The organism is Morganella psychrotolerans, from assembly GCF_001676155.1.
Taxonomy (GTDB): Bacteria; Pseudomonadota; Gammaproteobacteria; order Enterobacterales; family Enterobacteriaceae; genus Morganella; species Morganella psychrotolerans.
Genome location: NZ_LZEW01000001.1, coordinates 1,345,508 through 1,369,900, shown reverse-complemented (window position 1 = coordinate 1,369,900; position 24,393 = coordinate 1,345,508). Strand labels below are relative to the sequence as shown.

At 42.0% G+C, this 24,393-nt stretch carries 26 protein-coding genes and 3 pseudogenes; 20 read left to right on the top strand and 9 right to left on the bottom strand.

Annotated features, from left to right (window positions below; genetic code table 11):
• Window positions 1-3: 3 nt before the first annotated feature.
• Together tssC and tssB are read right to left on the bottom strand one after the other, a co-directional pair.
• Window positions 4-1,488, bottom strand: coding sequence for a type VI secretion system contractile sheath large subunit (gene tssC, locus AYY16_RS06670; RefSeq protein ID WP_067363660.1), 1,485 nt, complete (start codon window positions 1,486-1,488; stop codon window positions 4-6).
• 17 nt (window positions 1,489-1,505) lie between these two features.
• A complete protein-coding gene (tssB, locus tag AYY16_RS06665) occupies window positions 1,506-2,003 on the bottom strand; it encodes a type VI secretion system contractile sheath small subunit (RefSeq protein WP_067363657.1) in 498 nt (165 codons plus the stop codon).
• 632 nt (window positions 2,004-2,635) lie between these two features.
• Here tssB and AYY16_RS19605 point away from each other — a divergent pair.
• The 5 genes from AYY16_RS19605 (at window position 2,636) to AYY16_RS06645 (ending at window position 5,403) form a co-directional block, all read left to right on the top strand.
• Entirely contained in the window at window positions 2,636-2,893 is a 258-nt protein-coding gene (locus tag AYY16_RS19605) for a PAAR domain-containing protein (RefSeq protein ID WP_082970610.1), read from the top strand.
• A gap of 222 nt (window positions 2,894-3,115) precedes the next feature.
• Window positions 3,116-3,337, top strand: coding sequence for a DUF465 domain-containing protein (locus AYY16_RS06660; protein WP_067363654.1), 222 nt, complete (start codon window positions 3,116-3,118; stop codon window positions 3,335-3,337).
• Window positions 3,338-3,495: 158 nt separating this feature from the next.
• Window positions 3,496-3,987 carry a GNAT family N-acetyltransferase gene (locus tag AYY16_RS06655; protein WP_067363651.1) on the top strand — a complete coding sequence of 164 codons (492 nt, stop codon included), beginning with the start codon at window positions 3,496-3,498 and terminating at the stop codon, window positions 3,985-3,987.
• Between the two features lie 178 nt (window positions 3,988-4,165).
• Complete coding sequence (locus tag AYY16_RS06650; protein ID WP_067363645.1) at window positions 4,166-4,351, top strand: YegP family protein; 186 nt, start codon at window positions 4,166-4,168, stop codon at window positions 4,349-4,351.
• 248 nt (window positions 4,352-4,599) lie between these two features.
• On the top strand, window positions 4,600-5,403 hold the full coding sequence (locus AYY16_RS06645) for a sulfite exporter TauE/SafE family protein (protein ID WP_082970659.1): 804 nt from the start codon (window positions 4,600-4,602) through the stop codon (window positions 5,401-5,403).
• Between the two features lie 376 nt (window positions 5,404-5,779).
• Here the strand turns inward: AYY16_RS06645 and AYY16_RS06640 are convergent, their stop codons facing one another.
• Both AYY16_RS06640 and AYY16_RS06635 read right to left on the bottom strand, forming a co-directional pair.
• Complete coding sequence (locus tag AYY16_RS06640) at window positions 5,780-5,998, bottom strand: hypothetical protein (protein ID WP_067363642.1); 219 nt, start codon at window positions 5,996-5,998, stop codon at window positions 5,780-5,782.
• Window positions 5,999-6,404: 406 nt separating this feature from the next.
• Window positions 6,405-6,839 carry a hypothetical protein gene (locus tag AYY16_RS06635; protein ID WP_067363639.1) on the bottom strand — a complete coding sequence of 145 codons (435 nt, stop codon included), beginning with the start codon at window positions 6,837-6,839 and terminating at the stop codon, window positions 6,405-6,407.
• Between the two features lie 178 nt (window positions 6,840-7,017).
• On the opposite strand from AYY16_RS06635, the gene AYY16_RS06630 reads away from it, so the two are divergent.
• Window positions 7,018-8,289, top strand: coding sequence for an aminopeptidase P family protein (locus tag AYY16_RS06630; RefSeq protein WP_067363636.1), 1,272 nt, complete (start codon window positions 7,018-7,020; stop codon window positions 8,287-8,289).
• 24 nt (window positions 8,290-8,313) lie between these two features.
• A complete protein-coding gene (locus tag AYY16_RS06625; RefSeq protein WP_067363634.1) occupies window positions 8,314-8,976 on the top strand; it encodes a CerR family C-terminal domain-containing protein in 663 nt (220 codons plus the stop codon).
• 46 nt (window positions 8,977-9,022) lie between these two features.
• Here the strand turns inward: AYY16_RS06625 and nlpA are convergent, their stop codons facing one another.
• A complete protein-coding gene (gene nlpA, locus AYY16_RS06620; protein ID WP_067363631.1) occupies window positions 9,023-9,838 on the bottom strand; it encodes a lipoprotein NlpA in 816 nt (271 codons plus the stop codon).
• A 497-nt stretch (window positions 9,839-10,335) separates the two neighbouring features.
• On the opposite strand from nlpA, the gene AYY16_RS06615 reads away from it, so the two are divergent.
• Window positions 10,336-10,551, top strand: coding sequence for a hypothetical protein (locus AYY16_RS06615; RefSeq protein ID WP_067363628.1), 216 nt, complete (start codon window positions 10,336-10,338; stop codon window positions 10,549-10,551).
• Between the two features lie 393 nt (window positions 10,552-10,944).
• Complete coding sequence (locus tag AYY16_RS06610) at window positions 10,945-12,066, top strand: ribosomal protein uL16 3-hydroxylase (RefSeq protein WP_067363625.1); 1,122 nt, start codon at window positions 10,945-10,947, stop codon at window positions 12,064-12,066.
• A 203-nt stretch (window positions 12,067-12,269) separates the two neighbouring features.
• Here the strand turns inward: AYY16_RS06610 and AYY16_RS06605 are convergent.
• The 4 genes and pseudogenes from AYY16_RS06605 to AYY16_RS21675 form a co-directional block, all read right to left on the bottom strand.
• A pseudogene (locus AYY16_RS06605) lies at window positions 12,270-12,689 on the bottom strand (DUF4823 domain-containing protein); the annotation flags it as partial.
• An 801-nt stretch (window positions 12,690-13,490) separates the two neighbouring features.
• Window positions 13,491-14,144, bottom strand: a complete 654-nt coding sequence (locus AYY16_RS06600; RefSeq protein WP_067363622.1) for a hypothetical protein — start codon at window positions 14,142-14,144, stop codon at window positions 13,491-13,493.
• Window positions 14,128-14,703 (bottom strand): hypothetical protein, encoded by a 576-nt coding sequence (locus AYY16_RS20615; RefSeq protein ID WP_208020723.1) that lies wholly within the window; start codon window positions 14,701-14,703, stop codon window positions 14,128-14,130. The genes AYY16_RS06600 and AYY16_RS20615 overlap by 17 nt, the downstream gene beginning before the upstream one ends.
• A gap of 4 nt (window positions 14,704-14,707) precedes the next feature.
• Window positions 14,708-14,989, bottom strand: coding sequence for a hypothetical protein (locus AYY16_RS21675; RefSeq protein WP_412778954.1), 282 nt, complete (start codon window positions 14,987-14,989; stop codon window positions 14,708-14,710).
• 1,300 nt (window positions 14,990-16,289) lie between these two features.
• On the opposite strand from AYY16_RS21675, the gene AYY16_RS06590 reads away from it, so the two are divergent.
• The 11 genes and pseudogenes from AYY16_RS06590 to AYY16_RS06550 all read left to right on the top strand — a co-directional run bounded on the left by AYY16_RS06590 (window position 16,290) and on the right by AYY16_RS06550 (window position 24,377).
• The gene (locus AYY16_RS06590; protein WP_067363619.1) at window positions 16,290-16,508 is read left to right on the top strand and encodes a helix-turn-helix transcriptional regulator; all 219 of its coding nucleotides are present in this window, start codon (window positions 16,290-16,292) and stop codon (window positions 16,506-16,508) included.
• 143 nt (window positions 16,509-16,651) lie between these two features.
• The gene (locus tag AYY16_RS06585) at window positions 16,652-16,999 is read left to right on the top strand and encodes a hypothetical protein (RefSeq protein WP_156664959.1); all 348 of its coding nucleotides are present in this window, start codon (window positions 16,652-16,654) and stop codon (window positions 16,997-16,999) included.
• Window positions 16,992-17,249 carry a hypothetical protein gene (locus AYY16_RS06580; protein ID WP_067363613.1) on the top strand — a complete coding sequence of 86 codons (258 nt, stop codon included), beginning with the start codon at window positions 16,992-16,994 and terminating at the stop codon, window positions 17,247-17,249. The genes AYY16_RS06585 and AYY16_RS06580 overlap by 8 nt, the downstream gene beginning before the upstream one ends.
• 132 nt (window positions 17,250-17,381) lie before the next feature.
• Window positions 17,382-18,401 (top strand): P2 family phage major capsid protein, encoded by a 1,020-nt coding sequence (locus AYY16_RS06575; RefSeq protein WP_067363610.1) that lies wholly within the window; start codon window positions 17,382-17,384, stop codon window positions 18,399-18,401.
• Window positions 18,398-18,919: a GPO family capsid scaffolding protein gene (locus AYY16_RS06570; protein WP_067363607.1), complete on the top strand. Its 522-nt coding sequence runs from the start codon at window positions 18,398-18,400 to the stop codon at window positions 18,917-18,919. Before AYY16_RS06575 ends, AYY16_RS06570 begins: the two co-directional genes overlap by 4 nt.
• A 176-nt stretch (window positions 18,920-19,095) precedes the next feature.
• Window positions 19,096-19,290 (top strand): annotated as a pseudogene (locus AYY16_RS20945) (ash family protein); the annotation flags it as partial.
• 24 nt (window positions 19,291-19,314) lie between these two features.
• Window positions 19,315-19,512, top strand: a complete 198-nt coding sequence (locus AYY16_RS20940) for a host cell division inhibitor Icd-like protein (RefSeq protein WP_235846254.1) — start codon at window positions 19,315-19,317, stop codon at window positions 19,510-19,512.
• Window positions 19,509-19,748, top strand: a complete 240-nt coding sequence (locus tag AYY16_RS06560) for a hypothetical protein (RefSeq protein WP_067363604.1) — start codon at window positions 19,509-19,511, stop codon at window positions 19,746-19,748. The genes AYY16_RS20940 and AYY16_RS06560 overlap by 4 nt, the downstream gene beginning before the upstream one ends.
• 31 nt (window positions 19,749-19,779) lie before the next feature.
• Window positions 19,780-22,456, top strand: a pseudogene (locus AYY16_RS06555) (DUF927 domain-containing protein).
• A 222-nt stretch (window positions 22,457-22,678) separates the two neighbouring features.
• A complete protein-coding gene (locus AYY16_RS21670) occupies window positions 22,679-22,978 on the top strand; it encodes an ogr/Delta-like zinc finger family protein (RefSeq protein ID WP_156664958.1) in 300 nt (99 codons plus the stop codon).
• A 670-nt stretch (window positions 22,979-23,648) separates the two neighbouring features.
• Complete coding sequence (locus AYY16_RS06550; RefSeq protein WP_235846233.1) at window positions 23,649-24,377, top strand: sce7726 family protein; 729 nt, start codon at window positions 23,649-23,651, stop codon at window positions 24,375-24,377.
• Window positions 24,378-24,393 lie beyond the last annotated feature (16 nt).

Sequence of the window (24,393 nt, the reverse complement as noted above, 5' to 3'; positions counted from 1 at the left end):
CTGTTATTCCTTATCGAGGCGACCAACCAGTGACAATTCGAAACTCGCACCCATATATTTAAAATGCGGACGAACCTGAATGGCGACCTGATACCAGCCCGGATCGCCTTCCACATCCAGCACCTGAATTTGTGCGGAACGAAGCGGGCGTTTACTGCGGACATCAGACGGCGGGTTTTCCTGATCGGCAATATACTGTTTCAGCCAGATATTCAGTTCCCGTTCGAGATCCTGACGCTCTTTCCAGGCACCGATCTGCTCACGCTGTAATACTTTGATGTAGTGAGCCAGGCGGTTAATGATGAACATATAAGGCAGTTGAGTTCCCAGCTTATAGTTGGTTTCTGCCATTTTCCCTTCACGGGTGTTCGGATAATGTTTTGGTTTTTGTACAGAGTTTGCTGAGAAGAATGCGGCATTGTCACTGCCTTTGCGCATAGTCAGCGTAATAAAGCCCTCTTCAGCTAATTCAAATTCACGGCGGTCGGTAACCAAAATTTCTGTCGGGATCTTTGTCTGCAGTTCGCCCATTGCTTCAAAACAGTGAACCGGTAAATCACTGACTGCACCACCGCTCTGCGGGCCTATGATATTCGGGCACCAGCGATACTGTGCAAAACTATTATTAATTCCGGCGGCTAACAAAAATGCAGTATTACCCCACAGATAGTGGTCGTGGTTTTGTTTAACGCTTTCCCGGTAATTGAAGTTTTTAATCGGATTTTCAATCATATCGTAAGGGAGACGCAGTAAAAAACGCGGCGCGGTCAGCCCCAGATAACGGGAATCCTCTGACTCGCGCAGAGAGCGCCATTTAGTATGAGCAGGACCTTCAAATACCGATTTCAGATCTTTAATTGCCGGTAATTCGGTGTAGCTGCTCACACCAAAGAAATCAGGTGCAACAGAAGAAATGAACGGTGCATGAGCCATGGCACCTACAGTACTGACATACTGCAGTAATTTCATATCCGGCGTGGTATTACTGAATGCATAGTTGCCAATAACACCGGCAACAGGTTCACCACCAAACTGACCATAACCTGCTGAATAAACGTGTTTATAAAACCCGGATTGTACAATTTCAGGCGAAAATTCAAAATCTTCCAGCAATTCTGATTTCGTTGCGTGGATGATATTAACTTTGATGTTTTCACGAAAATCAGTACGGTCTACCAGCAGCTTCAGTGAGCGCCATGAAGACTCAATTTCCTGAAGCTGATTGTTATGCAGGATCTCATCCATCTGCACGCTGAGTTTCTTGTCCAGTTCAACGAGCATTTTATCAATCAGCAGCTTATTGACCGGCTCTTCTTTTGAGTCCCCGGCAAGAATATTACTGATAAATGCAGCAACCCCTTGCTTTGCAATATCATAAGCTTCCGTTTCCGGTGTCATCCGGGATTGAGACATAATTTCATCAAGCAGCGATGTTCCGGTATTAACCTGACCGGCTTCCTGTTTTGCACTTACTGTTGCTGTAGACATAACACCATTCCCACCAATTATTTATTACTGACGATATCCAGTTCTTTTAACAGTTGCTCACGGGTCACTTCATTATCCAGCAGAGCCTGAAGTTGTTTCCGGAAAGCAGGAATATTACCGAGCGGACCTTTTAACGCGACCAACGCTTCCCGTAACTCAAGCAGTTTATTTAATTCAGGGATTTTCTTAGCAATATTGTCCGGGGAGAAATCACGGAGAGATTTAATATCCAGATTAACCGGAATTTCCGAATCACTTTCTTCTTCGAGGTGATTTTTGACGGCAAATGTCAGATTAATACCGGCATTTTCCATAACCGAATTAAAGTTATTCTGATCAATGGAAACCGTTTTACGCTCTTCAATTGGTGTATCTTCTTCTTTGTTCTTAAAATCACCAATAACCAGAAGATTATGAGGAAGTTCAATTTCAGCCTGACTTCCTCCGTCATGAGGGGTGTATTTGATATTAATTCTTTCTTTTGGTGCAACGCTGCCAAGCCCGTTCTTACTCATTGGATATCCTTAAGATTACACTTCCACAAAAAACAGCCATGCGCATGCAAGATAATAGTGTTCAACATATGTCTTTTTTTTATTAATGTGTCAATTCATGCATTTAACTTAGTTAAAGAATGAATGTATGAATAAATTATTCTATTTTTATGTGCATTTTATTTATTCTGTATTAATAGAATGTCACCTTCGTTTTTCATGATGTAATTTAATTGTAATGATTTGAATTTATGAGGTAAAATAAAATAAGTGCCAGGTTGGCGTGATAATGTGTTAGGGCTGATTAATTAACGTTAAGAATACGTAAGGGGAAGTGATATAATATGCATGTATCAAATGCTTGTATGCTAAAAAAATAAATACTATCTTTTATTTTTTCAAATCATGTAAATTGATTGGTGATGTCTATAAATAAAGCAAGGTATTGTGCCGCGTAATATTTATTTGTATTCGATATGTATAATTGCAAAAAAAACATTTTGATAAAAAAATTGTTATGATGTATTTTTATATCCGGAATTTTTGTATGATCCCTTGGGTTTCTGCTTAAATGAAATAATATAAATGGTATTTGATAGCGCCGATTAATAATACACGTTATTAATAATAAAATGGCGATATGAGAGGGGGAAATAAATCAGCAGAAATTCATCATCAAAAATGATAGTACCAATACAAATGGAACCGTATTAAGCGGACATTTAATTGCCAAACAGAAAGAAGAAATAGCCTATTTGGGGGATGCCGTTTATTGCCCGCGATGTGATTCAACCGGTGTTATTACAGAAGCCAGTCCTATGATGAAAATACAAGGGGTTCCCGTAGCACTGGAAGGGTATCAGGTTGACTGTGATTGTTCCGGAGGATGCATACTGGTAGCAAAGAATTAAGAATTTAGCTTGGTGTAAACATAAATTTAAATACGTATGCAGCCAGAATAACCAGCTTACTGCGCTGTTCGTTATTCTCTCAAATACTATTAATTTTTTAAAAATCATGAAATTATCAGTGCAGATAATATGATCGTGAGGGAAATTGTTTTCTTTCTTTGCGTTGCAGAAAAAAAATGGGAGATGATGAGAAAATAGTCACTGACAAAAGGTAATATAACTATGTTTCCGGAATATCGTGATTTGATCTCCCATCTGCGCCAGAATAATCTTAACTTTCGTGCACTTTTTGATAAGCACAACCAACTCGACCATGAAATAGCCCGGTTAGAGCACTCTGACAGGAGAGGTTATGGTGATGAAGTTGTGGAATTAAAGAAACAGAAGTTACGATTGAAAGAGGAAATTCATCAGCTCCTCAAAAATCCGCCTGAAGATGAATAAATTCTTTTTGTAGCCATCGGTTAAACCGGTGGTTTTTTTTTATGCATCAGTATAAATCGCAGTGAGATGAATTTCCGTTCTGTATTGCCGCCTTCCTGCATCCGGAATGACGTTGGGTATAGTAAAAGGTACAAAATAGCCACCAAAACGGAGAAGATATGATCCTCTATCGCCTGATGACAAAAGAAGATTGCGCGCAGGTCACCCTATTATTACAGGCTAATGCACAGTCCCGGCAGGGTGGTTTACTCGGGGAATATCCCCCGGGAAAAGTGGAAAGCATGTTTACGCATTCTCTTCATACGGTTGTTGCAGAAACCGGAAATACCCTTGTCGGTGTGCTGTTTAGTTTTTCGCCTCTGGCAGCATCCGTTTCGCCTGTTACACAACAAATATCACAACAGTTTAATGAGTTGCTGGAAAATAACTGGTTTTACGGCCCGGTATGTATTGATGCAGATTATCGCGGGCAAGGCGTGCTTCAGTCGCTTTATAAAACAATGTGTGAGTTAAATAACGGGAAGCCGGTAGCATTTATTAATCAGGATAACGTGCGGTCTGTTCAGGCACATCTGAAGTCAGGAATGAGAGAGGCTGGCCGGTTTACCTGTGATGGCGTACCGTATTTATTGATGATTGGCAGCAAATAAGTGCATTTCTTTATTGATCTCATATCAATTATCCTGCGGAAACGGTTCGTTTTTTGTAAAAAAGAACCATTTATCTTTTTTTAGTTATCTGTTTCTCTTTTTTACGTAGTATTAACTATACTGTTGGAGAAATAACGAATGTCCGCTTTAACATGATTTTCAATTCAAGGAGCTTGTTATGGGGTATTACGAATTAAAGAAATCCACGAAAGATACACCACAGCCGTACTATTTTGTTCTGAAAGCCGGAAACCATGAAATTATTGCAACCAGCGAAATGTATGCCTCAAAGCAGGGTGCATTAAACGGGATTGCCTCAATACAGAAAAATGGACCATCTGAAGTTATTAAAGACCTTATCTGATAAGGCTTTACCTTAAATATATAAGGCTCACTGCGGGGTGTTATTAACTGTGGTGAGCTTTATTTTTTGTATCTTCTGTCTGTAGTCATGTATCCGGAATGATAATAATCAGGCGATATTTGTCCGGCTATAATATAAGCGCGGTATTCTCTGGCTGAAATACAATGATGGTTGTCTTATATGCAAAAGATTATTGCAGAACCGTCGTTTATAGTGTGGTTACAGTTATGATTTCCGGGTTGAATACAATGATTTTACTGTTATTAATATGCGGATGTATTGTCGGGTCGACAACGGTATTATTTGGTTTCGGCGGTGGTTTTTTTTATTGTCCCGTTGCTGTATGCACTGTTAACCACGGGCACAGACAGCAGGCAGGAGATGCGGCAATGCATATTGCTGTGGCGACATCCACCTGCGTTATGATATTCAGTGCATCAATGGCAACTGCCCGTCAGCATCGCGCAGGAATGATAGACTGGTCCCTGGTTCGTCCTCTGACCGGCTATATTGCATCGGGCGCTGTTTTGGGGGCTATATTAGCCATATCGTTGCAAGGTATATGGGTAAAGTGGATTTTTATCAGTTACTTGGTGATAACGTTGTGGGATAGTCTTTTTCGTCCGGGCTTTATGACACAGGCGGCGGATTCTGTCCGCCCGATGTCGGGCGGAGTGACGGCAATTACCGGCACAACAATCGGTATTGTCGCTGCATTTCTGGGGGTTGGCGGTAGTGTGATGACCGTTCCGCTGATGCGCAGGCGTGGTGCGAAGATGGCGCAGGCAACAGCAATGGCGAATCCGTTATCCCTGCCGATGGCGCTGGCGGGAACCATAACTTATATTGTGATGGCATGGAATGATACTGCGGAGTTTGGCAGTGGTTTTGCCGGTTATGTGGATATTCAGGCATGTATTTTACTGGTTGCCGGTTCCTGGCTGGGGCAGAAATTAAGTGCACCGCTGATTGGTCGTATTCCTGACAGATTCTATGCTAAATGTTATCTCGGGCTGCTGACTTTTGTTCTTTTGGTGATGGTTATTATTTAGAACAATATCAGTAAAATCGGCGAACTGTTACTAAAATACGGTAAAGTAGCTTTTTTGCTTTATTATCTGGTTTTGTGATCCATAAGCTTTATTTATATCTTCTGTTGTCTTTAAATAGTCAGTGAGCCTTTTTTTGAGACTCGGTCTATAAAATACTAAGCAAGGTTTACAGGAGATCTGATCATGATGCCAATCACGAAAAGTACAATGGTATACCCTATTAGTTTCTTCACCTGCATGGCAGTCGTTATCTTTATTATTGCGTTAGTGATGAAATAACAAGGTAATACGGATGAAAAACCTCCCGTTTTCAGGGAGGTTTTTATATCGCCTTATCAGGCGTTTGAATAACCCATGGATAACAGTTTAATAATGATCAGATTGCGCTCTGTTTGTCCTCTTTAGTTTTTGTACTTTTTTTCCCTTTCTCACTTTTTGCTTTAGCGTCATGCTTAATAATCTTTGTGTGATTTTCCGCTTTAGAGGCGGAAATACCGGAGTGTGCTGCTGAAACAGCCGGTGCAGATGTGGATGCCATTGCGCCATAAGAAAGTAAGCTGGCCAGTGTTGCGACAATAATAACAGAACGTTTCATTTTGATATCCTCAGAACTGGGTTGATACCGGCGTTTGCGGGTATGGATGAAACATATTCCTGTTTTTTTTTGCCGCACAACAGAATGTACATAAACAATGATAATATTTTCAATTCTAAATAAAACTGACAAATACTGATAGTTTAATATAAGGAAAATTAATTAAATAACTATAATAAACAAGTGGTTAATTTGTTTTTTTTGTAAAATATTAAATGGTTTGTAAATCGCTAATTTTATTTCGTAATACAGCTTCTTTCATTATTAATGACTTAACTCACTTACTGTCATATACAGCATATCATCTTAAGTTAACTTTAATTTAACTCAAAATATCCGGATTTATAGTAAAAGGTTTTATCTCTGATAGCAGAACAGCAGCAGTGTATTTCTGCTGTTCTCTGTATTAATCATTGCGGATGTTATCTTCTTTTTCCCCTTTAAAACGACCTGATAATACGTCCGATACAAATTGATCAGGTTGTATATCCGGATGATCACACACCCAGGCTTTGACGGACTGTTTGCGGGCAGAAATAAAGCCGGCTAATTCACGGAAAATACGCTTTTCAACATTACACAGCCCGCCTTCTCTCATCTCCATAGGATGGATAAGCACAGCATAACTTTGCGGTAAGAGTTTTTTCCATAACGGGCGGGGAGGATCCAGCTGTAAAACGGCTTTTTGCAGTGTCTTTACTGCAGAGAGCATATCCCCCACAAGCAGGCGACTGGTCGTAAATGGTATTTCAGCTATTTCTGTCACTTCCCGGTGTGCAGAAACATCGCGGATAATCATCTTATTTGGGTAAAGCCGGATATAGAGATAAGTTGTATTCATTTTTGGCTTTTTGTGCGCAAATATTCGTAGGTATTATTTTAAATTAGCTGATAAAACAATCAATTGATTTTTCCTGATTCTGTGTCATCGGGATCATTTTTGATCTTATGATTGACGGCTTTCTGCGCATTGACTACGATATTAGTTCATTCAAATGAATTAATTTGTGGAGTCGATAATGAAAACATTACGTTCTGCTATACCGGATAGTTTTTCTTTACAGGAGCGGGATCGCCGCTGGGAGCTGGCACGTGACATCATGCGTCAACGTGATTTAGATGTTTTGATTGTTTATGGTGACCGGGAATCAGCGGCACCTGCACCTTTCTGTGTGGATCACTATTTTACCAATGATCGTCTGGGGTCGGTGGTGATTTTTTATCAGGATAACGACCCGATCGTGGTGACATTTGCACCGATGATGATAGCTGACCATATGCAGGCCGCCATGCGGGGTGATTGCCAGTGGTTATCGCCGGAGCAGATCATGGTCGGAAAAACCGGGCGCAATATCGGCGCATTACTGAAAGAGATTAATGTCCCGGCGACAGCGCAAATCGGGGTGATCGGGCTTGAGCCATATCCGCCGTTTTATTTTGATGGTGCGATGCCGTTCAATACCTTAACCGGGATTAAAGAAGCGTATCCACAGGCGTCGATTGTGCCGGTTTACCGGGACTTTTTTGTCCGCGCATCAGTAAAAAGTGAGGAAGAACTGGTACATATCCGTCATGCGGCAGCCATTGGCGAGGCAATGAGTGACATCATGCGGGTGACGGCAGTACCGGGCAACAGCGAGGCCGATATTGCTGCGGCAGTAACGGCAACATGTCTTTCTGCCGGCGGGTTCACGGCTGAAATTCTGCTTGGATCAGGACCTGAATATATCGGTTGGGGACAACCGGCCTGGCAGTATCGCTCTCAGCGCCCACGTGAAATTGAGCGTGGTGATATTGTATTGTCAGAGATTTTCGCACTGTATGGGATGTATGAAACACAGCACCAGGCGGCTGTTGCCGTCGGTAAAATTCATCCGGAACTGGAAAAAGCGGCACTGGTTGCGCGGGAATGTTATGAAATAGGCGTAAACTATCTCAAAGAGGGCGTGACGTTCGGGGAAGTGGTTGATGAGATGGAAAAACCATTACTCGCTTCCGGTGGCTGGCATGTGCATCCACTCATTCACAGCATCAATCCTTACGGACCAATCGGTTTCGGGACAGCACCGGGCATTGAATCTCTGCCGCTGGTGAGTCGTTACCGCAAAGTTGAGCGTTTACCAAACCCCGGCCGTGAACTGGTTCTGCAGGCAGGAATGAGCTTTGCGTTTGAACCAAACTGCGCCTTTGGCTATCATCTGTGTAACTTGGGCGGCACAGTGATTGTCGGGAAAAACGCCGGGATTGAACTCAACGATAACTCGACCAGACTGATGCGCGCTGATATCTGACATTCTGATGGGTAACCGCAGTATATGCAAAAAACGAATAAGCACACCGTATCATCGGAACAAACCAGAGAGAAGCTGATACAGACAGGGATCCGCCTGTTTGCGCTCTACGGGATGAATGGTGTCCGTACCCGGCAGTTGGCGGAGGAAGCCGGTGTTAATCAATCGGCTATTCCGTATCATCTGGACGGAAAGCAGGGCGTGTATGCCGCGGTTATCCGGAAAATTACAGATGATTTGGCAGAGATGACAAATGCAGCGCAGGCTGATGCCGCATTGCAGCAGCTTGCGCTAGAGCCGGAACCGGATAAAGAGTCACTCAGGCGCGTGTTAGTCAGTCTGATGAAGGGGTTGGGACAGGCGCTGTTGTCGCCGGATCATGCACTGTATGCACAATTGATTCTGCGCGAGCAACTGGAGCAGACTGAGCACTATGATGTTATCTATCATACGTTTATCCTGCCGGTTCACGAACGGCTGACATCCCTTATCCGTCTGGTTGAGCCTGAAACCGATATGCAGACTGCCATTATTGCCGCACACGCACTGATCGGGCAGGTTCTGGGATTTGTGGTGGCAAAAAAAGCCTATCTGCGCCGCAGCGGGCTTGAAATGATCAGCGATAATGAATTGCCGCTTATTCTGCACCAGATAACCGGCTTATCCTGTCGTGCGCTGGGACTTTGATGGTAGCTGACTGTCGTGCCGGTTTACGGCACGACAGGTTTGTTTATCACCAACCCGGTACAGCCCCGCCGTTAAATAATGTTTCGGCGGCTTTGGCAACTTCCGGAGACTGATAAGATTTAATAAATTTCTGCACATTTTCAGCGTCTTTATTATCTTCACGGGTCACAATAATATTGACGTACGGAGACTCTTTATCCTCAATAAAAATACTGTCTTTTACCGGGGATAATCCGGTTTGCTGAAGATAGGTTGTACTGATAATGGCGACGGTCACTTTCGGGTCTTTTATTACCCGAGGTAATTGTGCGCCTTCCAGCTCCATAATATTCAGTTTCAGCGGGTTATCGGTGATATCAAGCGCGGTCGGCAGTAATCCGGTACCGGATTTTAATTTTATTAATTTCTCTTTTTCCATTAATAACAATGCGCGACCCAGGTTTGTCGGGTCATTTGGCATAGCGACGGTATCTCCGGTTTTTAATTCACTGATGTTTTTAATCTTATCGGAATAGCCCGCCATCGGAAAAACAAAGGTATTCGCGACCGCCACAAGATTATAACCACGGGTATTATTATCCTGAGCTAAAAACGGACGGTGCTGGAAGACATTAGCATCGAGATCACCATTAGCGGTCGGGTCATTCGGCAGCAGTGAACCGCTGAAGCCGACAAGCTCGACATCCAGTCCGTATTGTTCTTTTGCTACCTTTTTTGCAACTTCGGCGACATCCTGTTCGGCACCGTTAATCACGCCAACTTTAATTTTCGACATGTCCGCATCGTTATTATCACATCCGGATAATAAAATGCTCAACGCAATAATAATGCCGGGAAAAAACCTGAAAAGTCGTTGTTTCATTATGATCACCGTTATGTTTTCTGAATGTATTTATCAGTAAATAGCGGTAAAAAAGGGAAAAGGTCAACGGGGAGGATGATGCAAAAATTTCATCTTGACAGAATAAAAAAAAAGCCCGCAATCCTGCGGGCATAATCACAACATTTCTTCAGGGGTACTCTCTACTTGGATGCGATAACTATACCGTACCGGATGTGTAGTAGTGTCCGGCCTCTTAAAGCTTGTTTAATGTATTATCGTTTTTTTGTCAGCAAGGTATGACGAAATGTGACAAAGACCTCATTCCTGTATGAAAAAAGAATAAGAAGGAGAAAAAAAGGAATAAAAAAAATGAAACAAAATAACCGGAGCTTTAATATTTCATTACAAAATACACGATTATTGACCTGTTCATAAAAGTGCATTCAGATATACTCACTTCATAAGCAGCTATAATATATATTATTCTGATAAATGTCTTTTTTCCCATATTTACCAGTGAAAGATGGAGTAAACATATGCCGGGTAAAATTTTTTCACCAAAACATAATCCTGTTGAGCGCGTTGCTTTTGATATGGCGCTGGCATTGGCATCAAAAATTGAATCAATCAGAACACCAGAGCAATTAATGGCAGAGATAGCCGCATTGTATCCGGAGTGCTATGACGCCGCAGAAAGCCACCGTAAGATGGAATACCTCGGCTCTCATGTAAAACTGCATTCAGTCGGATAATACGGTTTAACTAAGTATTAATATCTATAAAACGTCTCTTTACAGAGACGTTTTATTTTCAGCCTGTGCTGATGTAATTTATACTTATTATAATTATAAATACGCAGTCATTCTCTGTTATTTAAATAGCTGACAGGGAAATATATCCTGTCATGCAGAAACAGCACATAATTTTTATCTTTGATAGTGTGGGATATTACCGTAACAACCCGGTGAAAGAGCGGTCTTATCTGCCTGAACGGCATGCCCACCTTCTATGGCCCGAATCTTAAGCCGACAGAACAGAACGTGAAACCCATCTATTTTACCAACACTTGACCCGAAACAAAAATATCACAGGCTATTACTCCTATAATTCTCGGCTAACTTCCTTATTGATACGAATGTGATTGTATGGCTGACAAATTGAATCTTAACTGGCCTGAATTTTTAGAAAAATACTGGCAAAAAAAACCGGTTGTATTGAAAAATGCATTTCCTGACTTTGTTGATCCTATCACTCCGGATGAGCTGGCAGGTTTGGCAATGGAGCCTGAAGTTGACAGCCGGCTTGTCAGCCTTGACGATGGCAAATGGCAGGCAAGCCATGGTCCCTTTGAGGACTATAGCGGGTTAGGCGAAACGGGTTGGTCATTACTGGTTCAGGCGGTTAACCATTGGCATATGCCATCTGCTGAATTGGTCCGTCCATTTCGGGTGTTGCCTGAGTGGCGTCTTGATGACCTGATGATTTCGTATTCGGTTCCGGGAGGTGGCGTCGGGCCGCATATTGATAACTATGACGTTTTTATTATTCAGGGAATGGGTCGCCGTCGCTGGCGTGTGGGCGATGCAATACCGATGCGCCAGTTCTGTCCGCATCCGGCATTGCTGCATGTCGACCCGTTTGAGCCAATCATTGATGTCGAAATGTCACCGGGTGATATTCTGTATATTCCGCCCGGATTCCCGCACGACGGGTTTACGTTCGAAGACACAATGAACTACTCCGTTGGTTTTCGCGGACCGAACGGGCGTGATTTGCTGAGTAGTTTCGCGGACTATGCGCTGGAAAAAGATTTAGGTGGCGTACATTACAGTGATCCTGACCTGACGGTGCGTGACAGTGCGGGAATTGTGGAAACGCATGAAATTGAGCGACTGCGCGCCATGATGGTTGAGATGATAAATCAGCCGGGTGATTTTGAGCAGTGGTTTGGTCGCTTTGCAACCACCGCCCGCCATGAATTGGATATTGCACCTGCCGAGCCTGTGTATCTGCAGGACGAAGTATTGAGTGCGTTGAATGCCGGTGAACATCTGACCCGCCTGAGCGGCCTGCGTGTAATGTGCATCGGCGATAGCTTCTTTATTAATACAGAAGCCTGGGCTACCGCAGATGCTAAGGGCGCAGACGCACTGTGCCAATTCACCGAACTTGGAATAAACGAATTAGGTGATGCATTACAAAATCCGGCCTTTGTTGCCGAATTAACTGAATTTATCAATCAGGGTTATTGGTACTTCGGCGAATAAAGCGTTTTTTGTCATTGCTACTGTAGTAAAGGTGATCGCTCAGGCGATCACCGAACTCCATAATAAAACGGCTCATGGTCGGTTGCCGGTCTGAAATACTTTATATTTTTTATTGCCTGTCGTTATTGCCTGTCGTTATTGCCTGCCTTCATGGCCGGAGTGAACACATCAAAACAGGCAATCATATAATTTAAATTACAGGATCAATTTTTGCTGAACAATGAGTCAATAAAATGACCCACCGGTTTTGGTAATAAATCCTGCGGATGATCACCACCGAAAGTTGCCAGACCGCTTTTGCCGTCAATCGTGACAGAAGAAACCGGTTGTCCGCTGACTGCTGAAATCACTGCGATTTTTACGGTGATTCTGTCCGGTCTGGCTGACCATTCAGTTGCTCTATCTTCCCAGTGAAGGATGGAAGAATAAAACACATAATCAGCTTTATTTTGTCTGGCTGACGTCAGTGCCGCATCATAATCTTCGGGTGTTGCAGCAACTTCAACTTTTATAGTGTGTTTCAGTAATGCCGCTTTTATAATCGTTGCCACCTGGTGGCCTGAGTTCGTATATATTATGTCGCCGTAAGATCCATTTCCAGGTAGTGAAACATAAATATCACTCTTTTTTTGGAATTATAACAGTACTATATGAGGCGCCGGGTGTTATTTTTGTGCTATCCGCGCAGCCATAAAGAAATATTGTGCTGAGAATAATGGCAATAATTTTTTTTCATGTCATCTTCCGCTTATCTAACAGATGAAAAATATAATAGATTCAGATTAGTTATCGGATCTTATCCGGATAACATTATTATTTTTATTAAAATAGTTGTCCTGCATACATATATTGCTATATCTGAACAAAAAAACACACAATGCATAAGTTCAGCGATCAGGATAGAAATCCTGACTGGCGGTGTAATTACTTCCCATCTGGCTCAATGTCAGCCAACAATCCAGAATATCAAAGAACAAAAAAATGAATATTATACAAACATATCCGGAACCATTAGGACTTCTTGTTTTCTTTTGCGGCGTCGCGGGTTGGATAAATAACCAAAAGTCTCGGTAACAATTGTGCAGTGGTTGGATTCATCCCGATGTTGTTGAATATGATAGTGTCAATTTACGTTGGTATGGGTCGCAGGCTGATTAAAGTTGTTGTTATGAAAGGTTTATTATTACTTATGCTGAATTTGTATCAGGTACTGGTGTATCGTAATTATTGTCCTTACAGGAATAGAATTTAATTAATGGTTTTTTTTATGATTTTTATTTTGATGCCTTTATTTGTACCTGCCTTTATGCCCATTAACTAAATTATTAATTAATTTAAATATTAATACCTAGGTGGGTGGTGAGCGCTGCACTTTGAGGAAACCTCATAATAGCGCATGAAAAATAGGCACTATTATGAGTTTTTTAAGAAGCTAGTTTATTTCCCGTAATCTCCATTTCTTCGATCCAAGATCTCCATAAATAGTCATTAGTCAAAGGGTCAACCCAGAACATTGTATCTGATGGATGTCTAAATTTTGTATTAGAATATCTTACTTGAGCATTTTTCACATCATTTATTGTGAATGCCGTGATGTGAGCATTTGCATTTCTAAATTTTTGTAAATCTAAAAGTAGGGTGATTCCACCTAAACCAGATAATATGTCGTTGACATTGGTTGGGTTGAATGCAGATATTATTGGGTTAAGTTTTACAGCATCACCCCAAGTTAATTCAAAGTGTGCTGGAGCCGATCTTATGGTTATTCCATTTACATTTGTCACGCCTTGTGAAAATCTACCAGCTAAATATATTATTTCGCGTTCAGTATGGGCAAAATAAGAGGATGAAACATTAATTCCCCTTGTAGTTACTCCCCCTTTAATTGAACCAATTAGTATTTCACGACAAAAATAACACCATGTTTGCCATAAGGAAGATATTAATCCTTCTTGTAATGAGTATCTATCAATACATTTATACTTTTCATCCGATAGTAAGTATCTCTCGAATGATTTATCGAGTTTTTGAAGCCTGTTATTCATTTTTGTTAAAGTTTCTTCAAAAAATATTGTCATACTGTGGTTCTCCAACGACACAACCTAAAGCAGCTAATATAGTTAAAACCCTCGCCTCTCTACGTAACGTTTTATTTGTACTAGACTCCGTGCCCCAGACATACTTACTATAGTGCCCATCATTTTCTTTACTTTCATGTGCTTGGGCTAAAGTAAGTAATCTTTGAAGTGATAGATTGTCATTGGTGGAAAAAACATTTATCGGTGCAATATTATAGTGTTGAACTATTTCTGGAATACCAAATTTTGCATGTATTAAAGCTGTAACCAGTGAATGTAATGCATAAGATTTCATCAAGAAACTTTTTCTCAAAGGTTCAAGAATTGTACTAATGTAGCGGAATGTTTCATCAAGCATTGCATAATACTCATCGCGCTTAGGGAAAATACCTTCATACTGGTTGTAAAGTCTACCTAATTCGGCTGGACTAGCACTAACGATACCTTTTTCAATTGAAATTATGCAATCTGATATAAACTCTGCATCTCCCATTCTAATTATTTGACGGTCTGTGAAAACTCCAAATTCAGTGAAGAATTCATTTAAATTATCGGACATCTCATTAATAAACCATTTGAATTCGCCAGTGTAAGAAGAATGTCTTTTTTTCTGCGTTATTCAGTGGTAGGGTATATGCATTCATTCTGCGAAACATTTGCAAAATTTCTGCTCTAGTTGCATTTCTGATTACGTCAGCTGAAACTGTATATGATAAAAAATTATCCTGAGCCTCTGTATCTAGTTCGCGAAAAAATAAACCAGAGTGATTATTATCACCTTTAACCTTGAACTCATTATTGACGTATCTTCTGATGGTTGTTATTCGTTGTTGCCCATCAACAATTTCTTTTTTTTATTCGTCGGTCAGTTCTGTTAATAAACTCATACATGTAAATTTTAGGGAAGGGAAAACCCTCGAGTATTGTATCAATGAAATAGCTGCAAGGTCCTTCAGGCCATAATCCTGCAGCTCTTTGATAGTTTTTATTAACAAGTAAATCCTTGCGTTCCAGCATGTCTAGTAATTCGCCAATACTGTAATTATTTGTATTTATTAACATGAATTCCACCTTATGTAGAAGTTTTAACAATAATACATTTTTATACCTGAATGCTACAAGCGCACAATGCTATCCCCGCCCGCCAGCCTGGGAGATGAGATTATTTTTTTGCGGTATGTGCAGAGGATCGATCCCCAGAGACTAACCCTTCAAAAGTTCGTCATGCACTTTTCTTGCTTCAGTCAGAGACATGAGTGGGGTGCACGCTTAAAGTTCGCGTGGTGTCCTTACCGTTAATGGTCGTCTGAAACGCCAGTATCTTGAACCATTATAATGCACAAGGAGACATAATTCATTGTAATAGCTGAGTTTATAATGTTCCTCTTTTGGCTTGGTACTTTTGATACCAGTGTCAGTTAATGACATCATTTTTCCTTAGTTCGACGGGTACAAATTGCATCGAAACGATTATACCCATTTTTATACCCGATAAAAATGGCCTGTAGTGGGTTTTTAGGGAACTAATTGAGACGTTATTCTTGTTTTACTTGATTATTTATATTGGGGTTTTGTACTTGGTAGGATGTGCTGGAAAGTCGTGATAGTGTCCCCTGCAGGAATCGTAAATAAATGATAATATATTGATACTTAATATTAATAATCGCAACTGTTTATTATTCTATACATATTCTTATACACATGCTTTTCTGCTTGGCTATAAGAACCCGCCGCTTACATTGACCAAGTATCTTTAGTGCTACGTTTCGTGATAGCTGTTTATCAGGATCAGGTGCTACATATTTTTAGCGTTATAAATACTCCTCTCAATACCCTCACTTATCCACATCATCATTTCCTTGCAATTGTAAGTTTACAATAATTTACAAAACGGAAATTGATAAGGTGATCTAATGTATTCGTGAGGGCTAAAAAACGAGGAGTGATAAATAAGAACAAATAAGAATAAATATACCCATAGCAAATTTTTAAGTAGAACATACTCTTATCTAAACAAGCTATTTGATAATGACCTGTATTTTTACCATCACCGGGTAGCCTTTACCAATTAATTAAACCATGCAAATATAATCACATCTACAGAGATACAAGTAAGTCTAAATTTAAAGATAAAAAGGAATAGCCATGAGCTTATTACCTGACGGTCTCGTTCACTCTGAAAAAAGCAGATTATTACGGCTCCCGGATGTGATAGCCATAACAGGTGTACCCCGTTCTACCATTTATTTAAAAATAAAAAACAAAGAATTTCCGCCTCAGGTTCAGATTGGCTCACGTTCTGTGGCATGGCTTGAGTCAGAAGTATATGAATGGATTAATAATAACTTAAGGAATAGAAAGTAATGAACAATATTACACTGTACAAAGATAAAACACTCTCAACCATATTTAACTATCATCCAATTTCGTTTCCAAAAAATGGCAGCGATAACGGTTTTATTATCCGCGTGATTGAATTATATAAATTCAGTCAAATGAGATCACAGTTGAATCAATTAACGAACCTGACTGGTTTCATCTTTGATAATATCGAGCCGTCACCGGAAGAATTTGTTTATCTGGTTAATAAAGGTAAAGAACTGACAGAGGCGCAGGCGAAAGTATTGCATGATGCAAAAGCCGGGTTGGAAAAAGCATCCGGGGTACAAGCCGCCATTGAACAGGGTTCTGTCAGCAAGCCTCTGAACTATCGCGGTACCATGCGCTCATGGGTGGAAGATATCCATAATAAAGTTCACCATGCTGAAAACCATGTCGTACATGAAACCGAGCTGCTACAGCATATCAGCGGGCTGTTCTCTCTGCTAAAAAAAAGTTGCTGGGTCGATGGATAAAACAAAACTGAAAGAGATCAATAAAAAATCTCTGTCAGAAATACCTGACACAGTATTTAATTTTTTCCGGATAAAAACTATCAATGCATGGGTATATAAATTGCCCTATGAATTTATTACGGAAGAAATTAATGACCTTACAATCTGTATTAATAAAATAATTAAAAACTGTATGCCATCAAATGATAAATATGAAATTAATTCAGGTGTAAATCAAAAAAATATTGCACTACAAAAACTATTACTCTGAGAATGAAAAAGAACTGCATTCTTTATTTACTGCTGATGAATATTCTCAGGGTATGGCAGAAATAGAAAACAGGATCGCATCTAAAACGCGCTACATGGCATAACAGCCGCTCAAATTATTTAAGGAATCATTATGCATACTACTATAGCGCCGGGAATGGCACGGACTTTTCACGCCAATTTTACCCGTGGGGCACATTACTTATCAGAATCAAGTGAGTCATTTACTATTTCTGAGCCATCCGAAAATTTATTGCGGGTGGCATTACTGGAATCAGACTGGCTGGTTAATAAACTGTCACTTATTGATGTCAATACAGAGCGGGGTGACAGCATTAACCTGGGTGATAATACATTACACACAGGTCGGGCAATTGCCGGACGTTTTAATAAAACCGTCGATATGCAGGGAACGCCTTATATTCTGGAAGAAACCGATACCTGTTGTTCACTGACTTACGATCAGATGTCATTAATCATGAACAGCGGCAGTGGTGATGATGAACATTTCACAAAAACAATGTCTGAATTATTTTCCCGTTCTGTCTCACTGGATATGCTCAGAGTCGGATTTAATGGCCAGTTTTTCGGCTACCCGACTAATCCCGCAAAATTCCCGAAAGGACAGGACGTAAACACCGGCTGGCACACTATCGCCAAAACCTTTAATAACGGCTCACAGGTGATTACCGACCCTATAAAACTGGGTGAAAACGGTGATTTCCCAAATCTGGACTCACTCGTCAATTATTTAATCATCAAAAAAATTCCGGAAGAGTACCGGGAAGATCCCCGCCTTGTTGTGCTGGTTGGTGCAGAGCTGGCGGCACTGTACCGTACCCGGCTGTTCACCGGCTCAAATAACGCCACAGATATTCAGGCAAACCAGAATTTCCTGAGTACCGTTGCCGGTCATTTTGCCATGATCCCGCCGTTTATGCCGGGGCGGCGTATCACCGTTACCACGCTGGATAATCTGCATATTTATACCCAAAAAGGAAGCCGCCGGTTCCGGGCTGAATTTGTCGATGACCGCAAGATGTATGAGCACAGCTATCTGCGCCATGAGGGTTACGGACTGGGTGACGGGCATCTGTATGCCGCAGTGGATGAAGCCGCTATTCAGATTGATGAGGGAGTCTTTTCGCTATGAGTGAATCCCATTTAACCACCGGTTGGATCTGCGTAGCCACAGAAGGTGAAAGTATTGACCAGCGGACTATTGAAGCGGAATGGCTGACTGAAATGGCTGAGACCTACGACCCCGGCTATTACACTGCGCTGATATGGGAAGAGCATAACCGGAAACTGGAAAACTTAGGTGAAGTTGTGGCGGCACGGGCTGACATTGTGGACGGACTGACCCGGCTGTATCTGCGCCTGAGACCCAATTTAAAGCTGATCGAATACAACATAAAGGGACAGAAATTATTTTGCTCTATTGAGGTTGAAGACGATTTTCAGGGTAAAGGCGTGTTTTATCTGGGTGGTCTGGCGGTGACTGACAGCCCTGCCAGTGTGGGAACGGACAGGCTGCAATTCAGTATCAACCGTTCACACTTTGCCAAACGTAACAGCCGGTTATCACTGAGTTCACCGACCCGTTTCAACTTATCAGACGGCATAAGCAGTAATAAAAACCGCTGGTTTGCGGCTGTCTCCGCAGGCTGATATCAGGCCCGGTACAGACCGGGCCTATATCTGATGATAGTTATTTACCTGTTCAGACCGGAACAATGGATGAATATAAAATATGTTGCATATTTCTGAACGGATGGGCTATATTCTTGGGGCACCGGCAAAATCCGGTGTCAGGATTTGCACCCTGAATAACATCTTGGCGACACATGACGCGCCTTGCGTCTTTTTTTTGTGTCTGTGCCTGCATACACCTGAAAAATACGGTATTATTCCGCTCAGATTCTATGGTGATGCTGGCAGGGCAACCGAAAGGTTGGCTGGTTTCCTTGATGTCCAGTAGTGCAAACCCTGTCAGTGTCACCACCCCTATAGAGATTTGCACCTCTGGTGGTGACTCCTTAAATAATATCAAGGAGATCATCATTATGATGGCCATTCCTGCCCATACTCAATTCAAATTTCTGTTTCTGTGCGTTAAACGTGCAGACATCACCGCCAGACCGTGCCGTCTGGAAGCTACCGCAGCAGATGAACACAGTGCCCGCTTACTGTTGTCGCGTGATTTTGTCCTGTTTTTTGCCGGGCGCCTGCCTGTGCTGACTACCGGGGGGCATCAGTCATGAAAAATACAGCACATCAAAATACAGTTATATCGCCAGCCGGTGAAAAACAGTTAATCCGAGCGGCACAAATAACGGCATTTATCTCTGAATTACTGGTCAGTAACGCAATGAGTGGCTCCCGTACCGTTTCCTGCGAGGGTATGGCTGCTGTAATGGAATGCCTTTCGGATCAGATGGAGCTGATTATCGGAGAGAGCAGCCTGATGAATAAGGAAATAAAAAATGAACAATCCTGATTTCACTGCCGGGTCTGCCGGTCATACTGCAATGCCCACCGTCACCGATATTATGAATGCGTCGAAAGGACGCTGGTTTCATATTCTGCATAATATGGGTATTACCGTGCCGGAAAATAATAAGCACGGAGCTTGTCCGAAATGTGGGGGAAAAGACCGTTTCAGATTTGACGATAAGAACGGGAAAGGAACGTGGTTCTGTAATCACTGCGGTAATGGCGACGGTCTGGATTTGATCTCATTGGTGACAGGGAAAGATATTAAATCATCCTGTTATGAAATTAATAAAATTATTCAGTTACCGGAATTTAAAAAAAATAACGCCGGCCAGAATAAAAAAGGTCAGCGCGGAAAAAGGTGTCGGAACCTATGAAAAATTAAAATCCGGAAGTGTGTCAGGCGAAAGCCAGTACCTGACAAATAAAGGGTTAATGAATAATCAATATAACATTACCGGTCAGCCATATACACAGGCAAATATTTCTTTCCCTGCGGGTTCCTTATTACTGCCGCTGGTAAATTGTCAGCAGGCAGTCACCGGCGGGCAACTGATAAGCCCGGCGGGAGAGAAAAGCCTGTTATCCGGCTCTGTACTATCCGGCTCATTTATTATTGTGTCTCAGCAGGCAGCAGCAAAGCCGGAACAAATCATCATTACGGAAGGCTTTTCCACCGGGCTGAGTGTGGCAAAAGTCGCGGATGCTCTTATTGTCGCGGCAGTCGCCGCAACTAACCTGGTTAAAGCGGCGCAACAGCTGCGGGGCGTATGGCCGGATGCCCGAATTATTATCGCCGGTGATAACGATTTTACTGACGGCAGTGATAACACCGGCAAGATGTGGGCGGAACGGGCAGCAAGGGCGGTTGACGGCTGGGTAACATTGCCGCCGACACATTACAAAGCAGACTGGGATGATTACCGGCAGGAAAATAACCCGGAGAAACTCAAAGAGGCATTCTTTGAAGAAATGATGTATTTCGGGAAAGACAAAACCCGCCTGCCGCAGGGGTTCCGGCTGACTCAGGAATATCTGTGGTTTGATAAACAGATTAATAAATCAGACGGTGATACCGAAATCCGGAATATCAAAATCAGTAGCCCGATAAAAGTCACAGCGATCACCTGTGATGCGGACGGCAGCAACTACGGGCGTTTGCTGGAATGGGAAGACACATACGGCAACAGCCGCAAATGGGCGATGCCGATGGAAATGTTAAGCGGCAGCGGTGAAGAGCTGCGGCGTGTACTTCTGGTGAACGGACTTTCTTACATCAATATTTCAGGTCAGGCACGGGCGCACCTGATGGAATACATCTCACTGTGCAGACCGGAACGGAAAGTCACCTGTGTGAATAAAACCGGCTGGCACGGCAATGTGTACGTTCTTCAGGATGAAGTCGTCGGTGCGGGGGCTGATTCGGTGATCCTCCAGACATCCAGTGTGCAGGGAAAAGACTTCCGGGTTTCCGGCACCAGCGCGGAATGGCGGGAGCATATCGGCAAATACTGCACCGGTAATGCCCGGCTGGCATTTTCTGTCAGTCTGGCTTTTGCATCCTCTTTGCTGCGGCTGGTCGGTGTCGGCGGGGGCGGTTATCACCTGAAAGGGGAATCGACGGACGGTAAAACCACCACGATGAAAGTCGCTGCATCTGTTTGTGGCGGTACCGATTACTGGTACACATGGCGGGCAACCGGTAACGCGCTGGAAGGGACAGCCTGCCGCCGCAATGATGCCACGCTGATGCTGGATGAAATCCGCGAGGTTGACGGCAGAGAGGCGGGAAATATCGCCTATATGCTGGCTAACGGTCAGGGAAAAGCCAGGGCAAAAACAGACGGCAGCGTCCGGGAAACCAACCGCTGGAATCTGCTTTTTCTGTCTACCGGTGAACTGTCACTGGTTGAACATGCTGCCAACGCCGGTGAACGCACATATGCCGGTGTTGAAGTCAGGATGATCCAGATCCCGAGTGACTCCGGAAAGCACGGGGTATTTGAAGAATTACACGAGTTTGCCAGCGGTAAAGCACTGGCGGAATACCTTGAACAGGCGGTCACAAAATACCACGGTTCGCCGTTCCGCGACTGGCTCAAATACCTGACCGGAAATCTGACGGACGTTTCAGGCACAGCCAAAGCCTTACTGAAAGAATATACCGCCCGGATGATGCCGGAAAATGCAGGGAATCAGGTTGGTCGTGCAATAACCCGTTTCGCACTGGTCGCTATGGCCGGAGAGATAGCCACACAGGCTGGCGTGACCGGCTGGAAGCCCGGAGAGGCATTTACTGCGGCTGAAAGCTGTATGGCGGCATGGATGAAAGATCGTGGTCATACTGCAAATCAGGAAGATATCACCGCACTGGAACAGGTGAATGATTTTATTTCCCGTAATCAGTTCAGCCGCTTTGCAGACTGGTACGACGAGCACAGTCGTCCGGTCAGCATGATGGGGTTCCGCCGGGTTGAGAAAGTAGCTCAGGGAGATGATCCCTCAATCGCGTTCTATGTTCTGCCGACAGCATGGAAAGAAATCTGTAAAGGGTATGACTCCCGTAAAGTTGCCCGGCTGTGTGTGGAAAAAGGATGGCTGGAAGCAGGTAAAGACGGCAGGACTCAGACAAGCATACGCCTGCCAGAAATAGGGCTTAAACGGGTTTATCTGTTTAACAGCCAGGTGCTCGGCAGCGCCGGAGAGGAATAATAAAACTGACTATCTTATTTTTTATGTGTAACAGAGGTAACAAAGGTAACAATCAGTAATGACGGGGCGTTGCGGTGTTACCAGTTAATTTTTATGACTGGTAACACGAGGTAACAGCAGCAGGGTGTTACCACCCGTTACACGTTGATTTTGATAAGTGGTAACAGATTAACTTCTTATAAATCAGGTCTGTAACCAGTGTTACCACTGTTACCAGTGAAAATGGATAGGCAGGTATTCAAAAGGCTTTATTCTGGCAGGCATCTGTTAAAAGGATCACAGGAAATGAGAACACTCAAATTATATTGTCCGCAATGTTCATCAGCATCCACAATACGTAAAATTGAAACAGAGGGACTCATTATCCCTGAGCTGTATTGCAGCTGTAATGATCCGGAATGCGGATACACCTATGTTGTGACAATTACATATTCACATACCATTCGTCAGAGCAAACTGGATGTGCCGTTACCTCACCGGGGACTTTGTATAAAGGTTCTGAACAGACAGAATGCCCGATAAATTTTTATCACCGGTATGCCGGAAAATACGCCGGGTATCATTTATTGTTTTCAGGTGATTTCAGTTTTTCATTTCCCGCAAACCCGCATGAATACTGGCTTTTGTAATTTTGTGCGGGTTCCAGTCCCGGCGTAAAATCTCACGTAAAACAGAAAAATCATTTAATTTCAATTAGTTGAATTTTCATTCTGGTTAATGCCATCGACCTGAAACTGAAATTTACTGAAAAACGTTTCACACATTTCAGTTTGGAAAAATCGCGGGAAACCCAGCAGCCACGCACTCCGGCGGTATGGTTTGAACAAAATGAAAACTGAAATAAATTCCAGACCCAAAAGCCGCAGGCGGGTGCGGTGTAGTGCGTTTTACGTGATTTTTTGTTTTACGTTGTGAAAACGTAGTAATTTTGCTAGAAAGAGACATGAGCCGTAATATCTAATTTTTTTTTATTGCATCTGGTTATCAATTGGCTACCATATACTTAGATGTTTATTAGGCTTTGTATCAAAGTCATGTAGTGTGGAATGGTTACTAATGCAACATAATGATGATTTAAATACTTTTTACGCAAAGATCTTTAGAAGAAGTTTTTTTTTCTTCATTAGCTAAGGGAAAGAGCTTAGAAGATGCTTTTGTTGGTTTTGAAAATATTCTTTCAGAATACCCAAATATGACATTGAGAGATGTTTTTATTTCATATTTTGATAAGTTAAAGAATAATTATCGAAATGAGTATGTGTATAAATCAGCTATTGTTAATAAAATTATTTTTGGTAGACATAGCCCAAGAACAAGCTCAACGTCAATAGAGTTACCAGTTAACAATTCTATTGTTGATGTTGCAATATTTAATGGGTGTTCAACAGCGTATGAAATAAAATCAGAATATGACACTCCTAAGCGACTATCTACACAATCAATTGATTATTTAGATGTTTTTGAAAAAGTTTATATTGTTACACATCCCAAATTTGCTGAGAAATATTGTGATTTAAATATTCCTTATATAGGTGTTATTTCATTAACAATGAAAGATACATTAAAAGTAGAAAAAGAAGCTATATCAAACTTTGACAATATAAAGCATGATAAGATATTTAATATTATGAGAAAAAATGAGTTCATTTCAATAATAGAGCACTATACAGATGAAAAGATCCATTTGCCTAATGGATTAGTTTATAAATATTGTAGAGAAGTATTTAACACAATGCCTTTGAAATTAGCTAATGATTATTTTTTACAAGCTATGAAAAAAAGGGCTAATAATAAAGATTTTATTGATTATATTTATTCTTTGCCTGCATGTTTACGTGCTTTGGGCTATGCAACACCACTGTCTAAAAAACAAAAAGATTATGTTGTTAATCTTATGGACTCTAAAATTAAATCTTATTAATTTTTGAAAAGGAGTA